Here is a 17,204-nt window from a genome sequence, read left to right as displayed (position 1 = left end):
CGCTTCGGAGTGTCAGGAACCCACACTGACGGATGTGATTCGCCGCAGGCTTAACTCACCGCACCGATAGCGGGCCTGCATCGCGTGGCGCATCAGGCCCCGGGCAGATACGATCAAGAAACAGCGTGGCGGAAAGCAGATCGGCTGCACCGCCCGGCGAAGCATTCAGCGCCAGCATGTGCGCATCGAGCCGCGCCAGCGCGCGCTGCCCCGCAGGCTGACTAACGCCGCCTGCCGCCAGTACTGCCTGCGCGCCCTGCTGCATCGCCTCAAGTCCGTCCATGCCCGCCCGCGACAGCACACAGGTGTCGCTGAGTGACGTCATCATGATCATCAGCGTATCCAGACGGGCTTCGCTTTCGCTGGCCCCCTGCCGACGGCTGCGGTACAGCTGAGGCAGCGCCAGGTTCACCACGTGCGGGAAGCCCTGCTGGGCCTCTTCACGCGCGCCCGGCAGACGGTAGCGCGAACTGGCCCGCTGGCCGTTGCTGAACAGCTTCGGAGCCGCATCATCAGGCAACATCGCCAGCGCGGCGGCACCGTCAACCACCTGCTGCACGCTGCCTTCTCCACCGCGCATCGCGCTGGCGGCAATCAGCAGGCCCAGCGCCCAGATCGCGCCGCGATGGGTGTTAACGCCTGCGGTGGTCTGCATCATCTGCGCTTCGCCTTCGCGGCCAAGCCGACCGACCAGCTGGCGCAGGGCCACATCCGCCGGGCGCTGCCAGCACTGTAGCGCCAGTGCGTAGAAGGTCGGCGTCAGGCTGTGGGCCGAGCGTTCAAGGAGATCCAGCGTGAGATCCTTGTGCGCACCGCTTCCCCGGCGATCCACCAGGCCCGGCTTCGGCGTCAGGTTCGCCTCCTCCAGCAGGCAGTGGGTCGCCACCACGGCCAGATGCCGCGCATGGCGCTCTGCAACAATCGCGGCGAGCTGCCGCTGCGGGCTCATTACCAGCTCCTGAATTTAGCCGGTGGCTGATAAAGGCCGCCGGACCATTCGACCAGGTCCGCGACGCTGCCTGCCGCCAGCAGTGAACGGCTGGCATCGGTACGGCGGATGCCGATATCTTCCGGGAACACCACTTTGCCTTCGCGACGCAGCTTAGCCACGCGCTGCGCATCCACGCCGAGGCCAACGTCGGTGATACCGGCAACCGCCGCCACCATCGCCCGACGCTCTTCCAGCGAACTGGCGCGGTAGAGATAGGCAATCCCCTCTTCGGTCAGTACGTGGGTCACGTCATCACCGTAGATCATCACCGGTGCCAGCGGCATACCGGCGGTTTTCGCCACGTCTATCGCCTCCAGTTTTTCCACGAAGGTCGGTTTAACGCCCGCCTGGAAGGTTTCCACCATCTGCACCACCAGCTTGCGGCCGCGCGCCAGCGGGTCGGGTTCATTGATCATCGCCAGCCAGGCCGGGGTAGCGTGGCGGCGACCGTGCGGATCGTGGCCCATATTGGGCGCACCGCCGAAGCCGGAGAGACGGCCTCGGGTCACGGTGGAGGAGTTTGCCTGGCCGTCAACCTGTAACGTCGAACCGATAAACATATCGACCGCGTACTGCCCGGCCATCTGGCAGAAGGCACGGTTAGAGCGCATGGAACCGTCGTGGCCGGTAAAGAACACATCCGGGCGAGCGGCAATATAGTTTTCCATGCCCAGCTCGCCGCCGAAGCAGTGCACGCTTTTCACCCAGCCGCTTTCAATGGCCGGGATTAATGTCGGATGCGGGTTCAGGGCCCAGTGGCGGCAGATTTTGCCCTTCAGGCCGAGTTTTTCACCGTAAGTCGGCAGCAGCAGTTCGATGGCGGCGGTGTTAAAACCGATGCCGTGGTTCAGCGACTGTACCTGGTGCTCGGCGTAGATGCCTTTAATCGCCAGCATCGCCATCAGCACGTGTTCCTGCTTAATCAGGCGCGGGTCGCGGGTAAACAGCGGTTCGATAAAGAAAGGCTTGTCGGCCACCACCACGAAATCAATCCAGGAACCGGGGATATCCACACGCGGCAGATCGCACTCATCATCGACCAGTTCGTTAACCTGAGCGATAACGATGCCGTTATGAAACGCAGCGGCTTCGACCAGCGCCGGGGTATCTTCGGTACTGGCCCCGGTGTAGAGGTTGCCTTTGCGGTCGGCTTTAAATCCGGCGACCAGTGCCACATCGGGCGAGAGGTCAATAAACAGCCGCGCATAAAGCTCGATGTAGGTGTGAATCGCGCCGATTTCCAGCAGGCCATCCTCCAGCAGCTGCGAAATACGCAGGCTCTGGGTGCCGGAAAATGAGAAGTCCAGCTTGCGGGCGATGCCCTTTTCAAAGATATCAAGATGCTCGCTGCGGCCGACGCTGGGCATAATCATATGCAGGTCGTGCAGCGTTTGCGGGTTAACCTGCGCCAGCGAACGCGAGAGGAAATCAGCCTGCTTCTGGTTGTTGCCCTCCATCACCACCCGGTCGCCGGGTGAGATCAGCTTTTCAAGCATGGCAACAATATCGTCGGTGGGCAGAACTTTATGAGGGATACCGAGGCTGGCTATACGGCGCTGTTTCTCGCGCCGACGTGTATCCCAGACCAGGGGTGACGGGGTAGATAACATGGTTAACCTCCTGTAAGTGCATCTTCTGCAGATGCTTTCAGTATGGCAGCCAGTCTGTACCGGAATGGGGTGTTCATCAATTACGCTTCGTGCCAAATCGTTACTCTGAGAGTAACGATTAAAAAATTCCCCTCATTGTTCAGGGAATTAGCGCTAAAGCACGGAATGTATTCAGTTTATATCCAGCAGGTTGAATCAAAAATGCCACAAACGTTAGCCATTTTATTAACCTGAACGTTTGTGGCGGAAGGGGACAGGCGTCAGCCGACGGCAGTTTCCTGCTCCGGCTGCTGGTGAATGGCGATGTAACGCTGGAAGCGGCTCTCTTTCAGCCGGGTAAGGTCCACCAGCACCAGGCCGTCGATGCAGTGGTTAAAATCGGGATCGCTGCCGAAGTCAATAAACTGTACGCCGCCGCTTTCACACAGCTCGGAATACTGCTTGTACAGCGGCGGAATGCCGGTGCCGAGGTTGGCCAGCAGGCGCTTCAGGCGCTTGAGATCTTCGCTGTAGTTATCGCCGCTGAACTGGGCCAGCACGTCAGGTAACGAGGCCGGATACGGGCGGCGCGAGGTGGCCAGCGGCAGCAGCGGCGCGAAGTAGAGGCGATAGAACGCCACCAGCAGATCCCGCGCCGCCAGCGGCAGGCCGCCGGAGATAGACACCGGACCGAACAGATAGCGGTACTGCGGGTACTTCGCCAGATAAGCACCAATGCCCATCCACAGATAGTCGAGGCCGCGTTTGCCCCAGTAGGCCGGCTGGATAAAGCTGCGGCCCAGTTCAATGCCCTGCATCAGCACCGGATCCATCTGGTGATCGTAGTGGAACAGGCTGTGGCTGTAGATGCCGTCCAGCCCCTTGCGCTCAAACTGCTCGGCGGTGGGAATAAAGCGGTAGGCACCGACGATATCCAGCGCTTCTTCGTCCCAGAGGATCAGGTGGTAATAATCGTCGTCGTAGTCGTCGAGGTCACGGCGGGTGCCGCTGCCCTCGCCCACCGCGCGGAAGGCGATTTCACGCAGCCGGCCCAGCTCGCGCAGGATCGGCACGTAGTCCTCGCCGTTGCGGCGATAGAGGTAAATGGTTTTGCCATCGGGCAGCTTGCCCAGCACTTCACAGCCCGCCAGCGCGCGTTTCAGCACCGCACGGTCTTCGCTGCGGGCGATGGCCGCTTCGGTCTGGAACAGCGCAGATTTGCCCTGCGCCACGCGATACAGATGGCGGCGGAAGCGTGCAGCCAGCTCTTTCGCCGGGGTACGGCCGTCGTGCCAGCTGGCGTAGGGAATACGCGCGCCGATTTTCAGCTTCAGCCGCTCGCCGCGATTGCCGAACATCTCTTTTACCAGCAGCAGCATCGACAGCGGCTGGTAGATTTTGGAAGTCAGGTAGAACAGCGCACTGTTGCGGCCGCTGACGTGGATCGGCACGATCGGCGCGCGGTAGCGTGCGGCCAGCCGCAGGAAGCCGTGGCTCCATTTGCCGTCCTTCACCCCTTTGCTGCCGAAGCGCGAAACTTCCCCCGCCGGAAAGAAGATCAGCACGCCCTGGCTTTCCAGCTGATCCTGCATCAGCGCGACCTGCTGGCGGCTGGTGCGGTTACCCATGTTATCCACCGGCACCATCAGGCTGCTGAGCGATTCCAGGCAGTTCAGCAGGCGATTGGTGACGATTTTCACATCGCGCCGCACCTGCGACACCGCATGCAGCAGCGCCAGCCCATCCAGCGTACCGAGCGGATGGTTGGCGACGATCACCACCGGTCCCTGGCTGGGGATTTGCTCCAGGTCGCGCTCGCTCAGTTCACAGCTGACATCGAGGTATTCCAGCACCTGCTCGACCATATCCAGCCCTTTCAGGTGTTTATAGCGCTGGTTGAATCGCTGGAACTCTTTTTCATGCAGCAGGCGGCGCAGAATGCTTTTCTGCCAGGAAGGGGTTTCACGCTGCGGATAGAGGTCTTCAAGTACGGTTTCAATAGTAAACACAGGCTTATCTCCCGGGTGTTTTATCCGCACACTAACCATCGGGAGTGACGCCAACATGGCAAAAAAATGACGAAAAAAAGACAGCGCAGCGCGGTCTGTTTTACCGCGCGGCAAGGGGGTTAAATCGGGGAGAAAATTACTCCTCCAGCTGTAGGGAAGGCAGCTGGGAGAAAACGCTCAACAGCCCACTGCTCCACAGCTGGCGGATCTGCGAGAAGTAAGGGTGCTTCTCGGTAATATGATACTGCTGCGCGGTGCTGAAGCTGTCCGCCGGGTAGATCATCACGTCCAGCGGCAAGCCAACCGAGATATTACTCGCCAGAGTAGAATCCATGGAAATCAGCGCGCACTGCATCGCCTGATCCAACGGCGTATCGTAGCGCAGTACGCGGTCGATAATCGGCTTGCCGTATTTGCTTTCGCCAATCTGGAAATAAGGCGTATCGGTACTGGCTTCAATAAAGTTGCCCTGCGGGTAGATCTGGAACAGCCGGGGCTCTTCACCTTTGATCTGCCCGCCGAGCAGCAGCGTGCCGCCAAACTCTTCACCATCGCGCTTGATCACCGACCGCAGCGTTTCGCCCACCAGCAGCGCCACGTCGTACATATTGCTACAGCTCATCAGGTTCGGTTTTTTACCGTCTTCACAGCCCCGGCGCAGCAGGCTTAACGCGCTCTGCGTGGTGGCAAGGTTGCCGGCACTTTGCAGCACCAGCGTCCGCTCATCATCCTGTTGAAATACATGGAGCTTACGGAAAGAGGAGATATGATCCACACCCGCATTGGTACGGGAGTCGGAAACGAAAATCATCCCTGACGATAAGCGCATTGCCACACAATAGGTCATAGTTTTCCCGATTAAAGATTACTGCTGCGAATTCACCTGCTGCACTACGGCGACCGCCTGCATGTCCTCACTGCCGCCGCCGAGGCGCATACCGCGCACCGGGCAGGCATCCAGATAGTCCACGCCAACGGCCAGCTTCAGGTGCTGACGGATGCTGCGGGTGTTATTGGTAATATCAAAGCTGTGCCAGCTGTCGTCGATCCACGCTTCCACCCAGGCATGGGTTGCCACGTGTTTAACATTGTCAGTATACAGATAGCCGCTGACGTAGCGTGCGGGAATCTGCAAACTGCGACAGCAGGCAAGAAATACGTGGCTGTGATCCTGGCAAACGCCACTGCCGGCGGCAAAGACTTTCGCCGCGCAGTCGGTCACCCGGGTGCTGCCCGGCTGCCAGGGCATTTTCAGTAGCAGTTCGCCCATCAGCCGCTCCAGACTCTCCAGCGGCGCTTCAGGGCGGTAATAGCGGCGGGCAAAGTCGCGGATGGCCTCATCCGGCAGGGTCAGCGCGCTTTGACGCAGAAACACCAGCGGCGACAGCGCGTTGGCCCCATCGGCAGCAAACTCGCCGCCGTCGATAATTTCCACCACGCCACGGGCTTCAATTTCAATCGCCTGATGCGGTGTATCCAGCGTCAGCACGTGCAGTACGTTGCCCCAGGCATCGGTCGTGCAGACCGCCTCGCCCGGCAGCCGCAGCTCCCAGGAAATAATCCGCTGGTGGGCGGAATCCTGCGGCGTCAGGCGCAGGTACTGGGTGCTCTGCGTCACCCGGTCCTGATAGCTGAAACAGGTTTTATGTTCGATGGTAAGCTGCATTATTTCGCCTCCAGATAGGTATGATGAATGCTGTCGGACAGCGTTGCCAGTTCGCCCAGAAAGGCGCTCAGCCAGGCGTGCAGCCCGCGATCGAGTACCGATTCTTTGCTGCTGAAGCGCAGCTGCGCGTGCAGCACGCTGATCAGATAGCGCGGACGATCCTCGCCGCTGCTGCCGATTTGTTCGAGCAGCCCGGCGATATCCTCTACGCAGGATCGCAGCGATCGTGGGCTTTCCTCGCGCAGGATGAGCATTTCGTTTACGCCCTCCGCCGCCAGCTGCTGCTTGTAGATGCTGTGATAGGCTTCGCGGGCCGAAACCGAACGCAGCAGCGTATCCAGCCGGTAGTATTCCCGCACCGTGTCGTCGTCGGCATCCGAGAGGTATTGATAAGCATCCAGCAGGCGTGCTGTACAGTCGGCGCGCTCCAGCAGCGTGCCGAGGCGGATAAAGTTCATCGCATCGCCGCGCATTAGCGTGCCGAACATCGCCCCGCGAAACAGATGGCAGCGCTCTTTTACCCAGTCAAAGAACGCATCCGCCCCGCCGCTGCCGACGCCGCGCCGCCGGATTTTGCGCAGCTCGATCCAGCTGGAGTTGATGCTTTCCCACACTTCCGAAGAGAGGCTGCCGCGCACCGCGTGGGCGTTGTTCCACGCCGCCTGCCAGCAGTTGAAAATGCTGGACGGGTTACGGTCGTCGAGGGCAAAAAAGCTGAACAGCTGCGGCATCGCCAGCGCGTCGCTGACCGACCAGTAAAGTTCGCTGGTGTTGGTGAGGTTCAGCGGTACGCGCAGCTCGTTGTTATGGCTGCCGCGCACCGGCATCAGCGACAGACGATTGGTGACGTCGAGTACCCGGGCAATATTTTCCGCGCGCTCCAGATAGCGCGCCATCCAGTAGAGGCCAGTAGCCGTGCGACTCAGCATGCGTCATCCTCCAGAATCCAGGTGTCCTTGGTGCCGCCGCCCTGTGAAGAGTTGACCACCAGCGAGCCTTCGGTCAGCGCCACGCGGGTCAGGCCACCTGGCACCAGGCGGATCTCCGCGCCGCTGAGAGCAAACGGCCGCAGATCGATATGGCGCGGTGCCAGCCCCTGTTCGACAAAGGTTGGGCAGGTAGAGAGCGCCAGCGTGTGCTGGGCAATGTAGTTCTGCGGCCGCGCTTTCAGCAGCGCGCGGAAATCGTCCAACTGCTGGCGGCTGGCCACCGGGCCGATCAGCATGCCGTAGCCGCCAGCACCGTGAACTTCTTTCACCACCAGTTTTTCCAGGTTCGCCAGCACCCAGGAGAGGTCCTCCGGTCGGCGGCACTGCCAGGTCGGCACGTTGTTGAGGATCGGATCTTCATCCAGGTAGAAACGCACCATATCCGGCACGTAGGGGTAGATGGATTTATCATCGGCGACGCCGGTGCCGATGGCGTTAGCCAGCACCACATTGCCGCTGCGGTAAACCGACAGCAGGCCGGGAACGCCCAGCATCGAATCCGGGCGGAAAGCCAGGGGATCGAGGAAAGCATCGTCGACGCGGCGGTAGATCACATCCACCTTGCACGGTCCGGCGGTGGTACGCATCAGTACCGCCCCATCTTTCACAAACAGATCGGCGCTTTCCACCAGCTCTACACCCATCTGCTGCGCGAGGAAGCTGTGTTCGAAATAGGCGCTGTTGAAACGCCCGGGCGTGAGTACCACCACCACCGGGTCGTTGACCGGCGAGCTTTCGCGCAGGGTTTGCAGCAGAAGTGAAGGATAGCGCTCAACCGGCGCGATGCGCTGATCGGCAAACAGTTCCGGATAGAGCCGCATCATCATTTTGCGGTTTTCCAGCATGTAGGACACCCCGGACGGGGTACGCAGGTTATCCTCCAATACGTAGTATTCGCCGTCGCCGTTGCGGACCATATCCACCCCGGTGATGTGCGCATAGATATTGCGGTGCAGGTTAATTCCCTGCATGCAGGGCTGATACTGCTCGTTAACCAGGACCTGTTCGGGAGGGATAATGCCGGATTTCAGGATATGCTGATCGTGGTAGATGTCGTGCAGGAAGGCATTCAGCGCCTGGACGCGCTGGCGAATGCCTTTGTCGAGCATCGCCCACTCCGCAGCGGGTATAATACGCGGCACGCTGTCGAACGGAATCAGCCGCTCCGCGCCGCCGTCTTCGCCATAAACATTGAAGGTAATTCCCACGCGGTGAAAGAGCAGTTCCGCTTCTTCGCGCTTACGCGCAATCGCCTGCTGGTCAGCCTGCTGTAGCCACTGCCAGTATTCCCGATAGTGTTGACGATAGTGTCCATCGCTCAGCAACATTTCATCATAAAAGTGCGACGCTAATTCATAGCTTTGATTCATGATTTCCCTACCGCTGTCTGTGAACCCACATTCAAAGCTGCACAAAGCGTGCCAGTATCCTGATGGAGGCAGGCACCCCGCGAAGCGTATGAGCGCAGCACCAGGTGCAAACGGCCGATTTGTTAGCAGAATGCCTGAAAATGAAGCGTGCACTTTCTTTCGCACCAGAACGGTGCGCGATCACAAAAAAGAAGGGTAAGTTGCGCTAACTGGCCGCCAGCCGTCATAATATTCAGTGACAAACTTCTGCCTAACGGTACCTATGACTCCGTCTCTTATCATTCATCACTGGCTGATTGACCATGCCTCCGGCTCGCTGATCCATCAGGTCACCGGGGAACAGCGTCGTCTTGGCGAGTATCAGCTTAAACTGCTACAGGTTCTGGCCGAGCATGCGGGTGAAACGCTGACGCGTGAGGAGCTGACTAACCTGGTGTGGGAACGGCGGGTAATCGGCAATAACAGCCTGCCGAACGCCATCCATGCTCTGCGCCTGGCGCTGGAGGATGACGGCAAGCAGCAGCGAATTATTAAAACCGTGCCGAAGAAGGGCTATATTCTCGAAGCGGAGTTCTGCCAGTTTATTACTCTGGCGGATATCCTGCCGCAGCCCGCCGAGGCACCTGCCAGCGAAGAGGCTCTGACTGAGGGCGAAACGGACGCAGATTACGCCGCTGAGGCTGTCGTTCAGCCGCACGCGCAGCCAGATCGCCCTGCCGCGGCTATCGTCGCCGCTCCCGCCGAGGAAGCACGCTTCTGGCGCTGGCTGGTGCTGGGCCAGGTCATCATACTGGCCGCCCTTTTAGTGGTTGTCGCCCGCAACTATTTCACCGCCTCGCCGACGCAGCTACAGGAAAAGAATTCGGTCGCCTACAGCAATATCCGCCTGGTGGAAGTCCGCCGCGGCTGGGACGGTTCATCCGCCTCCGAAGATTTGAATAAGCAGCTGGGGCCGGTGCTGTTTTCACTGAATCAGTATCTGAAAAATCGCCAGGTCAATATGGAGGTGTTTTTCTTTACCTCCGGCACCGCGCTGAACTACACCATGACCTTCATTAACCGCTGCAATCGCAGGCAGCTGGCGATGAACATTATCAACTGGCGAACGAATGGCGCGCAGCTGAGCGCGTTGATCTATCGTGAAGGCGAGAGAAAAATTAATGAAATGGCGAACTGTGTCGATAAGTCTGCTGGCGATAACGCTGCTGCTGGTGCTGACGGCAGCGCTGCTAAAGCTGCTGCCGCTCGGCAATAAGGATCTGTTCAGCCGCGATTTTACCGGCTCAAGCCTGCAGCTGGGCTATTACGATCTGCTGGCGCGCCAGCGGGAAATTTATGACACCCGTTTTATTATCCAGGATAAAACGGCGATCATGACGCTGACCAGCCCAAACGATAACCGCTTTCTGGCGAAGGTCAGTCTGGAGCAGAAGCGCACCAGCGCCCACAGCGTGGCGTTTAACTATCATCAGATTTACTACGCCGACAGCGGTTCGGCGCGAATGATTAAAAATATTCTCGGCTACGCGCAGAACAACGGCGTGCGTTTCGAAACGCTGGAATTTGGCGACGAGCAGTTACTGATTACCCCGTCAGGCCAGATTTTTAACTATCACTAGCCGCCCGGCGCTTAGCGTTCTGTGAACCTGGCTCGCCAGTTGGCCAGGGTTTTTGGCATGCGGCTTTTGTCTTTTTCGGTGGTGACATAGTGCAGTTGCAGGCCTTTGTTATCCTTGCCCGGTTCCACGCGCAGCGCCCAGATTTTACCGTCCGGCGTATACATGATCATCGCCGATTGACGGTTGGCCATGCCCTTGACCCACAGCGTTAACACCGTTGCGCCCAGGCTGTCCTCATCCGCGCTGTACACAAAGCTGGTCGCGGTCGCCAGATACTGCTGATAGTCATCGCCCACCAGCTCGCGGAAGCGATCGTCGAGCGTCTTATTCGGCATAATCCCTAAGGTGAGCAGCGTGGCGGGCGGGCGGGGATCGCTGGCGGCTTTAACGTAGACGCCGTCGATAGCCATTTCCCCCGGCAGCAGCATATCGCAGCCGCCGCTGTTATCGCTGCTGACCTCCAGCTTACCGTCGGAACGCGGCACCAGGATGATAGCGCAGTGGCCGCCCCAGGCAATTTCATTGGTGTAGCCAACGCCGTAGTCATCATTGACGCTGCCGCTGAGCACCGAGCTGTAAACGCCGCCCCAGACGGTCGCATCCATCTTAAAACCCCAGTCGGCAGCACCGTGGATGAGGATTTTTCCGCCGTTGCCGTGGGTGGAGGTGGTATTCCACCACACGCCCTGCCAGTCGAACGAGGCCGGGACGCCGTACAGCTGACCAATACCGTTCAGGTAAGCGCGCTGCAGGCAGGCATCGCTGGCGCAGGCGTCGCGGGAGCGGGTCCAGCTATTGACAATACTTTCCACCCGCTGCGGGTTTTCTACCACCACATCGCGGAATGAGTCAGTAAACAGGCGGTCCAGCCACGTCAGCTCTTTGTTGTCGCAGATGGTGTTCTCGACCACAGTTGAAGCACGTCCGCAGTCCAGCGCCTGGGCGGATGACATCCCCAGCAGGAACAGCAGAATAATCAGTAAAAAGCGAGAGTGGTTAACCATGATGCCTGTCCATTGAGTCTGTTATCGGCCCTTCCGGGGGAATAGGTAAAATTTTACACTGCGCTATGCAAGGTCGCTACAAACTCCCTTCTGCTGACAACTGTTATAGCTTAATAGCCCTAAACTGTGTCTGCTGTTGCAGCGAAAACTGTGATTTACTTCCACTCTGCCCGGGCTCTTTGAACAGAGGTGAAAAATGGAAGAAGTTAAACAGATACTGCTGCGCGAGATCGATACGCTCAATCGCGAGGAGCAGCGCGATAATAAGCCGCGTTTCAGCTTTAAATTCCTGAAAACCCATCCGGGCCTTTGGGCTTCTATGTATGGCTGCTATGTGCTGACCGTGGCGCTGATCTTTACCACCGATTTTCTCGGCTGGCCCGCGTTTTGGGGAGCCACGCTGTTCGTTCTGCTGATGAGCGGGCTGATGCTGATGGATATCAACCCCAAATACCGCTTTGAAGATATTGATACGCTCGATCTTCGCGTGTGCTACAACGGCGAATGGTACTACATCCGTACCCTGTCGCCGGAAGCGGTGAACGATATTCTCGGCAGCGAGAAGGTGCCGGATAACGTCAAGCAGGGCATCAACAAGCTGCTGTCGCTGAAAGGCGAAGTCGACTTTTATGACGTGTTCCATCTGACCTGGGGTCAGAAAAACGCCGCTACTGTCTGATGCCTGCCGCTGGCGATCGGTTCATCCTTCAGGGCCGATCGCCGCTATAACAGTTCGCCTATCAACGCCCCCAGTTTCGCCACCGCGCCTTCCTGAGCATCATCCCACCACGCGGTATTAAAGCGAAAATAGTTCGCGTACTGCTCGCTGGAAGAGAACATTTTCCCTGGCGCGATACTGATTTTCTGCTCCAGCGCCCGGTAGTACAGCTCGGTGGTATTGACCTGTTTTGGCAGCTCAATCCACAGGAAATAGCCGCCGCGCGACTCGTTGATTTTTGCCCCAACCGGCAGATGCCGCTTTAGCGATTGCAGCGCCAGATTCTTGCGCTGTTCGAGTACCTGCCGCAGCCGCCGCAGATGGCGGTCATAGCTGCGGGTGCCCAGATAGGTCGCCAGCGCCTGCTGCATCGGCGCACTGGTGGACAGCGTGCTCATCAGCTGCATACGCTGAATACGCTGGGCATGTTTGCCGCCTGCCACCCAGCCCACGCGAAAACCCGCCACCAGATTTTTAGAAAACGACGAGCAGTGCAGCACGTTATCGTCGCGATCGAAGGCCTTGGCAGGCAGCGGCTTCTCATTGCCGAAATAGAGCTCGCTGTAAACATCATCCTCGATCAACGTGACGTTATGCTGCGCCAGCAGCGCCACCAGCTGCTGCTTTTTTTCCCGGCTCAGCGTACAGCCGACCGGGTTTTGCTGATTGCTCATCATCCACATCGCTTTGATCGGCCAGCTTTCCAGCGCCCGGCTCAGCTCATCGAGGTCGATGCCGGTTTGCGGGTCGGTGGCAATCGCCACCGCTTTCAGCTTCAGCCGCTCAATCGCTTGCAGCGCGCCGTAGAACGACGGATTTTCAATCGCCACCCAGTCGCCCGGCTCGGTCACCGCCTGTAAGCTGAGGTTGAGCGCTTCCATCGCGCCGTTGGTGATAACAATCTCGTCCGGCGAGACCTGTACCCCCTGCAGGGCATAGCGCTGGGCAAGAGTTTTGCGCAGCGCTTCGTTACCCGGCGGCAGGTTATGCAGGGCATCCACCGGCTTCATGCTGTGGGATACGGTGGTCAGCGCTCGCATCAGCTGGCGCTGGGGAAACAGTTCCGGGTCGGGGAAAGCCGAGCCAAAGGGGACAATGTGCGGATCGCGGCAGGCCTGCAGGACGTCAAAAATAAACGCATTGATATCCACCGACTCGGCCAGCTGCAGCTTTTGATGGCTGACAGGCTGGCTGAGAAATTCGGCGCGGGGCGCAACATAGTAGCCCGACTGCGGGCGTGAGATAATCCATCCCTGGCTTTCCAGCACCTGATAGGCGTGCATCACCGTCATCAGGCTGACGCCGCTCAGGCTGACCTGCTCCCTCAGCGAGGGCAGTTTTTCACCGGGCAGCCAGATTTCCGTTTCAATTTGCTGGCGGATTTGGGCCACCAGCTGTTCATATTTTGCCACGACTGTTACAGGCCATTGTCATCAAAAAGTGAACTATTATAGGTCAGCCGTTGAGCACAGTACAATCACCCGGCATCAACGGGCTTTGACTGTACCGGCGTATTCTCCGCAACCTCTTCTGGCTTATCACCGGTGAAGAAGTCAGCCAGCTCGGGCACCTTATCGGCCGCCAGAGGCCTACCCAACAGATAGCCTTGCAGGGTATTGCAGCCGAGGCTGGTCAGGAACTGCTGCTGTTCCGGCGTTTCCACCCCTTCCGCCACCACCTTCAGGTTCAGGGTTTGCGCCAGCGCCACAATGGCAGAAACAATGGTGGCATCTTCGGTCTGTTCCTGCAGCTCTTTCACAAAGGCGCGGTCGATTTTCAGCTCGCTGGCCGGAAGCCGCTTAAGGTAAAGCAGGCTGGAGTAGCCAGTGCCGAAATCATCAATCGATGCCTTCACACCCAGCTCGGTCAGTTGGGTGAGAATGCGTATACTTTCATCCGGATCGCGCATCGCCGTGGTTTCCGTCACCTCCAGCGTCAGCAGTTCCGCCGGGATCTGATGGGTCGACAGCGCTTTAATCACCGTTTCTACCAGTCCGGGTTGTTCGAACTGTAGCGCCGAAAGGTTAACCGCCACCGACCAGCGGGTGTTGCCCTGTAAGTGCCAGACGCGAAGCTGTCGGCAGGCTTCATTGATCACCCAGTTACCGATGCTGATAATCAGCCCGGTTTTTTCCGCCAGCGGCAGGAAAACATCCGGCGTCAACAGCCCGCGCTGCGGGTGCTGCCAGCGCAGCAGCGCCTCAAAGCCGACGATCGGGCCGTCCGGCGCACGGAATTTTGGCTGATAGAATAGGCGCAGCTCGCCGTTGTCCTGCGCCATCCACAGATCGTTAATCAGCTGGCGCTGGTTCTGCGCGATGATATTCATAGAAGGCTGGAAGAAGCTGAAGCCGTTACGCCCCTTGTTCTTGGTGTAATACATCGCCGCATCGGCGTTAAACATCAGTTCCCGCTCATCAACTCCGTCCCCCGGGAAGACGGCGACGCCGATACTGAGCGATACCTGCAGCTCGTAGCGGGAAATATCGAACGGCTGCTCGATGCTTTTCACCAGCGCTCCGGCCACAACAGCCGCATCGTTGGGGTCTTCAATCTCCATCAGCAGCACAAATTCATCGCCACCCAGACGCGCCAGCGTGTGGTGCCCCAGCAGCAGCGATTTCATTCGTTCGGTAACGGCGATCAGCAGGCTGTCGCCGATATGGTGGCCGAAGGCATCGTTAACGCCCTTGAAGCCGTCCAGATCCATAAACATCAGGGCAAACTTCGAGTTTTCCCGCGTGGCTTTGTTGATCGCCTGATCGAGCCGGTCTTCCAGCAGAATGCGGTTAGGCAGGCGCGTGAGGTTATCGTGCAGCGCCAGCTGGGCCAGCTCGCGGTTGGCTTCCGCCAGTGAGGTTGCCAGCAGCGAAGTCCGCGCCTGCAAGCGGGCATCCAGCATGGATATCAGCAGGGTAATGCCAAGGATAGACAGCGTGACCACCACCACCAGCACCGCCAGCCAGTTGCTGTTGACCCCCATGTGCGTCGCGTGGCTGTCCATCGGGAAGCTGGCTGCTGCCATACCGGTGTAGTGCATTCCGGCAATCGCAATACCCATAATCAGCGATGCACCGCTGCGCATCAGGGTTAAATGGCTGGTCCCCTGGCGAAGATGGAAGGCCAGCCACAGCGCGGCTCCGGAAGCCACCAGCGCGATCAGCACCGACAGCGCAACCCAGCCCCAGTGCCAGACGATGCCCGGCTGTACCATCAGCGCCGCCATGCCGGTGTAGTGCATCGCGACTACGCCGCTGCCCATGATCACCGCACCTACACTCAGCCGATACCAGGGCAGTTCACCGTAGCAAACCGTCCACAGCGCGAAGATCGATGCCGCAACGGCAATCACCATCGACACGATAGTCAGCGTGGCGTCATAGCTCATCACCATCGGCAGGCTCATCGCCAGCATACCGATAAAATGCATTGACCAGATGCCAATGCCCATAGCGAATCCACCGCCGAACAGCCAGAGCCGGGCGGCTTTACCACTGGCGGTCGCAACCCGCCCGGCCATGTCCAGTGCGGTATAAGAGGCAAGGAATGCGACGATAAACGAGATGATAACCAGCAGCTGGTTGTAGGAACTCATTAACATGTGACGATCTCGGGAGCAGTGTGTCAGGGCATGAATCTCCCCGTCTCAGCTGAACTGACCCGAATCGATTTGGGAGCCAGCCGCCGCTACGGGATGAAAATAATTAAAGAGGCTGATTTAACCATTCAGAATATCCCTATAATTTATAAAGTTTATTAATCTTCCTCTCCATCAGAGTGAAAATAGCATCACCTCAAAATTTCGCCTAGCTCGGCCTAAGATTATTCTTGAAAATGTTTGCTTTCCATCGTGCCGGAAGGGGAACTTTCATTGGTGAATTTCATCGCCATAATTTAATTTTTTTTTCTTGCTGGTGCTTCACAGCGGGAAATCCGCTGCCTATAGTTAATTCAAATAATTTAACCTGTTAAGACAGGTAACATAATATGACCGAAGTACACTTCAGTCATAATTTGGTTATTTTTCCATTGTCCTTGCTGCGTTTAGCGTTGCTGGCGCGGTATTTCATCAGGCGAAAAAGTTCTTTACTCACTCTAATCATTAAGGAATGGTTATGAAAATAAAGCTTTTTCTGCTGGGCTGTGGTCTGACTATGGGTGTGGCCACCTCGGGGATTGCTGCAACCACCGGGACCATCGCTGCAACACTCACCTTAACCGCTGGCTGTCTGGTCAACGGACAACCGGCCACTACCGGTGCCAACTTCGGTACCCTTAACTTCGGTAGTCAGGTCGCCACCTTCGGTGCGCTGCAGGCTGCGGTCACCGGATCGCAGGGGGCGGGTATTTTCGTCCGCTGCACCGCCGGAGAAAACTACAATCTGCAAATCACCGGCAGTCTCAATACTGCACCAGCCACCGTATTCGGCACCGCCCCGGCAACCGGTGCGCGCTACCTGATCCGCTCTACCGACGCAACGCGCGGGGTGGCCTATGGCCTTTACCCTTCCGCAGCGTCAACCGCCCCAATTGTTGATAACACCATCGTCAGCCCACTGGGAACGGCCGATGCAACCTACGGCGATAACTACACCATCTACGGGAAAATCGCAGGCGGTAACAGCACCCTCGTCCCTATCGGGACTTATGTTGACACCATCAACGTAGCAGTAAACTACTGATAATTGGGAAAAAAATGGTGCCGGATCGCATCAATTTATTTTCGTACTGCTGGCACTTACTCACCCCGCTGCTGCTCATCAGCGGCAGCGGGTGGTCAATGCCAACTCCCGTCGCCGTAGAGGTAAAAGCCAGTATCGTTAACGGCTGCGTGGTTTCCGGCACCAACCCAAGTGCAATAGGGACGTTAAATTTCGGTACGCTACCCGGTATCAATTCTGCCGCGACGACGGCCAGTGCCGTCTTTGCCAACAATACCACCATCACCCTGGCCTGTACGCCGGGCACCACGCTGACGATGAGTATTGACGGCGGCGTTAACTACGCCAACAGCAGTCGCAATATGAAGATTGCGAATAATACCAATCTGGTGTCTTACGCTCTGTACACCAATGCCGCGCATACCACGGCCATCCCGCTAAATACGGCTCTGAACGTCACTTATAGCAGTGCTAACAATATTGTCCTGCCAATTTATGGCCTGGCGCAGATCCCCAGAGTTAACCGGGCCGGCACCTACACCGATACGCTGACGGTAACGCTAAATTGGTGATTTATTTCGAAGAAAG

15 protein-coding genes are annotated in these 17,204 nt (G+C 58.1%); 5 read left to right on the top strand and 10 right to left on the bottom strand.

Going from position 1 to position 17,204, the window contains the following annotated elements:
- Positions 1-55: 55 nt before the first annotated feature.
- The 7 genes from OMR58_RS04175 to OMR58_RS04145 form a co-directional block, all read right to left on the bottom strand.
- Complete coding sequence (locus OMR58_RS04175) at positions 56-949, bottom strand: triphosphoribosyl-dephospho-CoA synthase (RefSeq protein ID WP_200560182.1); 894 nt, start codon at positions 947-949, stop codon at positions 56-58.
- Positions 949-2,601, bottom strand: coding sequence for a malonate decarboxylase subunit alpha (mdcA, locus tag OMR58_RS04170; RefSeq protein ID WP_200560183.1), 1,653 nt, complete (start codon positions 2,599-2,601; stop codon positions 949-951). Before mdcA ends, OMR58_RS04175 begins: the two co-directional genes overlap by 1 nt.
- A 260-nt stretch (positions 2,602-2,861) precedes the next feature.
- The gene (locus tag OMR58_RS04165; RefSeq protein WP_200560184.1) at positions 2,862-4,589 is read right to left on the bottom strand and encodes a lysophospholipid acyltransferase family protein; all 1,728 of its coding nucleotides are present in this window, start codon (positions 4,587-4,589) and stop codon (positions 2,862-2,864) included.
- A gap of 136 nt (positions 4,590-4,725) precedes the next feature.
- Positions 4,726-5,436 carry a proteasome-type protease gene (locus tag OMR58_RS04160; protein ID WP_200560185.1) on the bottom strand — a complete coding sequence of 237 codons (711 nt, stop codon included), beginning with the start codon at positions 5,434-5,436 and terminating at the stop codon, positions 4,726-4,728.
- A gap of 18 nt (positions 5,437-5,454) precedes the next feature.
- Entirely contained in the window at positions 5,455-6,255 is an 801-nt protein-coding gene (locus OMR58_RS04155; RefSeq protein ID WP_200560186.1) for a transglutaminase family protein, read from the bottom strand.
- Positions 6,255-7,184 (bottom strand): alpha-E domain-containing protein, encoded by a 930-nt coding sequence (locus OMR58_RS04150; RefSeq protein WP_200560187.1) that lies wholly within the window; start codon positions 7,182-7,184, stop codon positions 6,255-6,257. The genes OMR58_RS04155 and OMR58_RS04150 overlap by 1 nt, the downstream gene beginning before the upstream one ends.
- The gene (locus OMR58_RS04145) at positions 7,178-8,614 is read right to left on the bottom strand and encodes a circularly permuted type 2 ATP-grasp protein (RefSeq protein WP_105592490.1); all 1,437 of its coding nucleotides are present in this window, start codon (positions 8,612-8,614) and stop codon (positions 7,178-7,180) included. The genes OMR58_RS04150 and OMR58_RS04145 overlap by 7 nt, the downstream gene beginning before the upstream one ends.
- A 262-nt stretch (positions 8,615-8,876) precedes the next feature.
- Here OMR58_RS04145 and OMR58_RS04140 point away from each other — a divergent pair, with 262 nt between their 5' ends.
- Together OMR58_RS04140 and OMR58_RS04135 are read left to right on the top strand one after the other, a co-directional pair.
- On the top strand, positions 8,877-9,869 hold the full coding sequence (locus tag OMR58_RS04140) for a transcriptional regulator (protein ID WP_264545323.1): 993 nt from the start codon (positions 8,877-8,879) through the stop codon (positions 9,867-9,869).
- On the top strand, positions 9,790-10,233 hold the full coding sequence (locus OMR58_RS04135; RefSeq protein WP_244913717.1) for a hypothetical protein: 444 nt from the start codon (positions 9,790-9,792) through the stop codon (positions 10,231-10,233). Before OMR58_RS04140 ends, OMR58_RS04135 begins: the two co-directional genes overlap by 80 nt.
- 11 nt (positions 10,234-10,244) lie before the next feature.
- Here OMR58_RS04135 and OMR58_RS04130 read toward each other — a convergent pair whose 3' ends face one another.
- Positions 10,245-11,237: a lysozyme inhibitor LprI family protein gene (locus OMR58_RS04130; protein WP_264545322.1), complete on the bottom strand. Its 993-nt coding sequence runs from the start codon at positions 11,235-11,237 to the stop codon at positions 10,245-10,247.
- A gap of 196 nt (positions 11,238-11,433) precedes the next feature.
- Here OMR58_RS04130 and OMR58_RS04125 point away from each other — a divergent pair, with 196 nt between their 5' ends.
- Positions 11,434-11,916 (top strand): YlaC family protein, encoded by a 483-nt coding sequence (locus tag OMR58_RS04125; RefSeq protein ID WP_105592494.1) that lies wholly within the window; start codon positions 11,434-11,436, stop codon positions 11,914-11,916.
- Positions 11,917-11,960: 44 nt separating this feature from the next.
- On the opposite strand, the gene OMR58_RS04120 is transcribed toward OMR58_RS04125, so the two are convergent.
- Both OMR58_RS04120 and OMR58_RS04115 read right to left on the bottom strand, forming a co-directional pair.
- Positions 11,961-13,367, bottom strand: a complete 1,407-nt coding sequence (locus OMR58_RS04120; RefSeq protein WP_264545321.1) for an aminotransferase-like domain-containing protein — start codon at positions 13,365-13,367, stop codon at positions 11,961-11,963.
- A 65-nt stretch (positions 13,368-13,432) separates the two neighbouring features.
- Positions 13,433-15,556, bottom strand: a complete 2,124-nt coding sequence (locus OMR58_RS04115) for a putative bifunctional diguanylate cyclase/phosphodiesterase (RefSeq protein ID WP_200560190.1) — start codon at positions 15,554-15,556, stop codon at positions 13,433-13,435.
- 514 nt (positions 15,557-16,070) lie between these two features.
- Between OMR58_RS04115 and OMR58_RS04110 the strand changes: the two genes are divergently transcribed.
- Positions 16,071-16,637: a spore coat protein U domain-containing protein gene (locus OMR58_RS04110; RefSeq protein WP_200560191.1), complete on the top strand. Its 567-nt coding sequence runs from the start codon at positions 16,071-16,073 to the stop codon at positions 16,635-16,637.
- Positions 16,638-16,651: 14 nt separating this feature from the next.
- Positions 16,652-17,188, top strand: a complete 537-nt coding sequence (locus OMR58_RS04105) for a Csu type fimbrial protein (RefSeq protein WP_200560192.1) — start codon at positions 16,652-16,654, stop codon at positions 17,186-17,188.
- Positions 17,189-17,204 lie beyond the last annotated feature (16 nt).

This window comes from Erwinia sp. INIA01 (assembly GCF_025947915.1).
GTDB lineage: Bacteria > Pseudomonadota > Gammaproteobacteria > Enterobacterales > Enterobacteriaceae > Erwinia > Erwinia coffeiphila.
The sequence above is the reverse complement of the archived record's forward strand: the minus strand, read 5'-3'. Positions and strand labels throughout refer to the sequence as shown.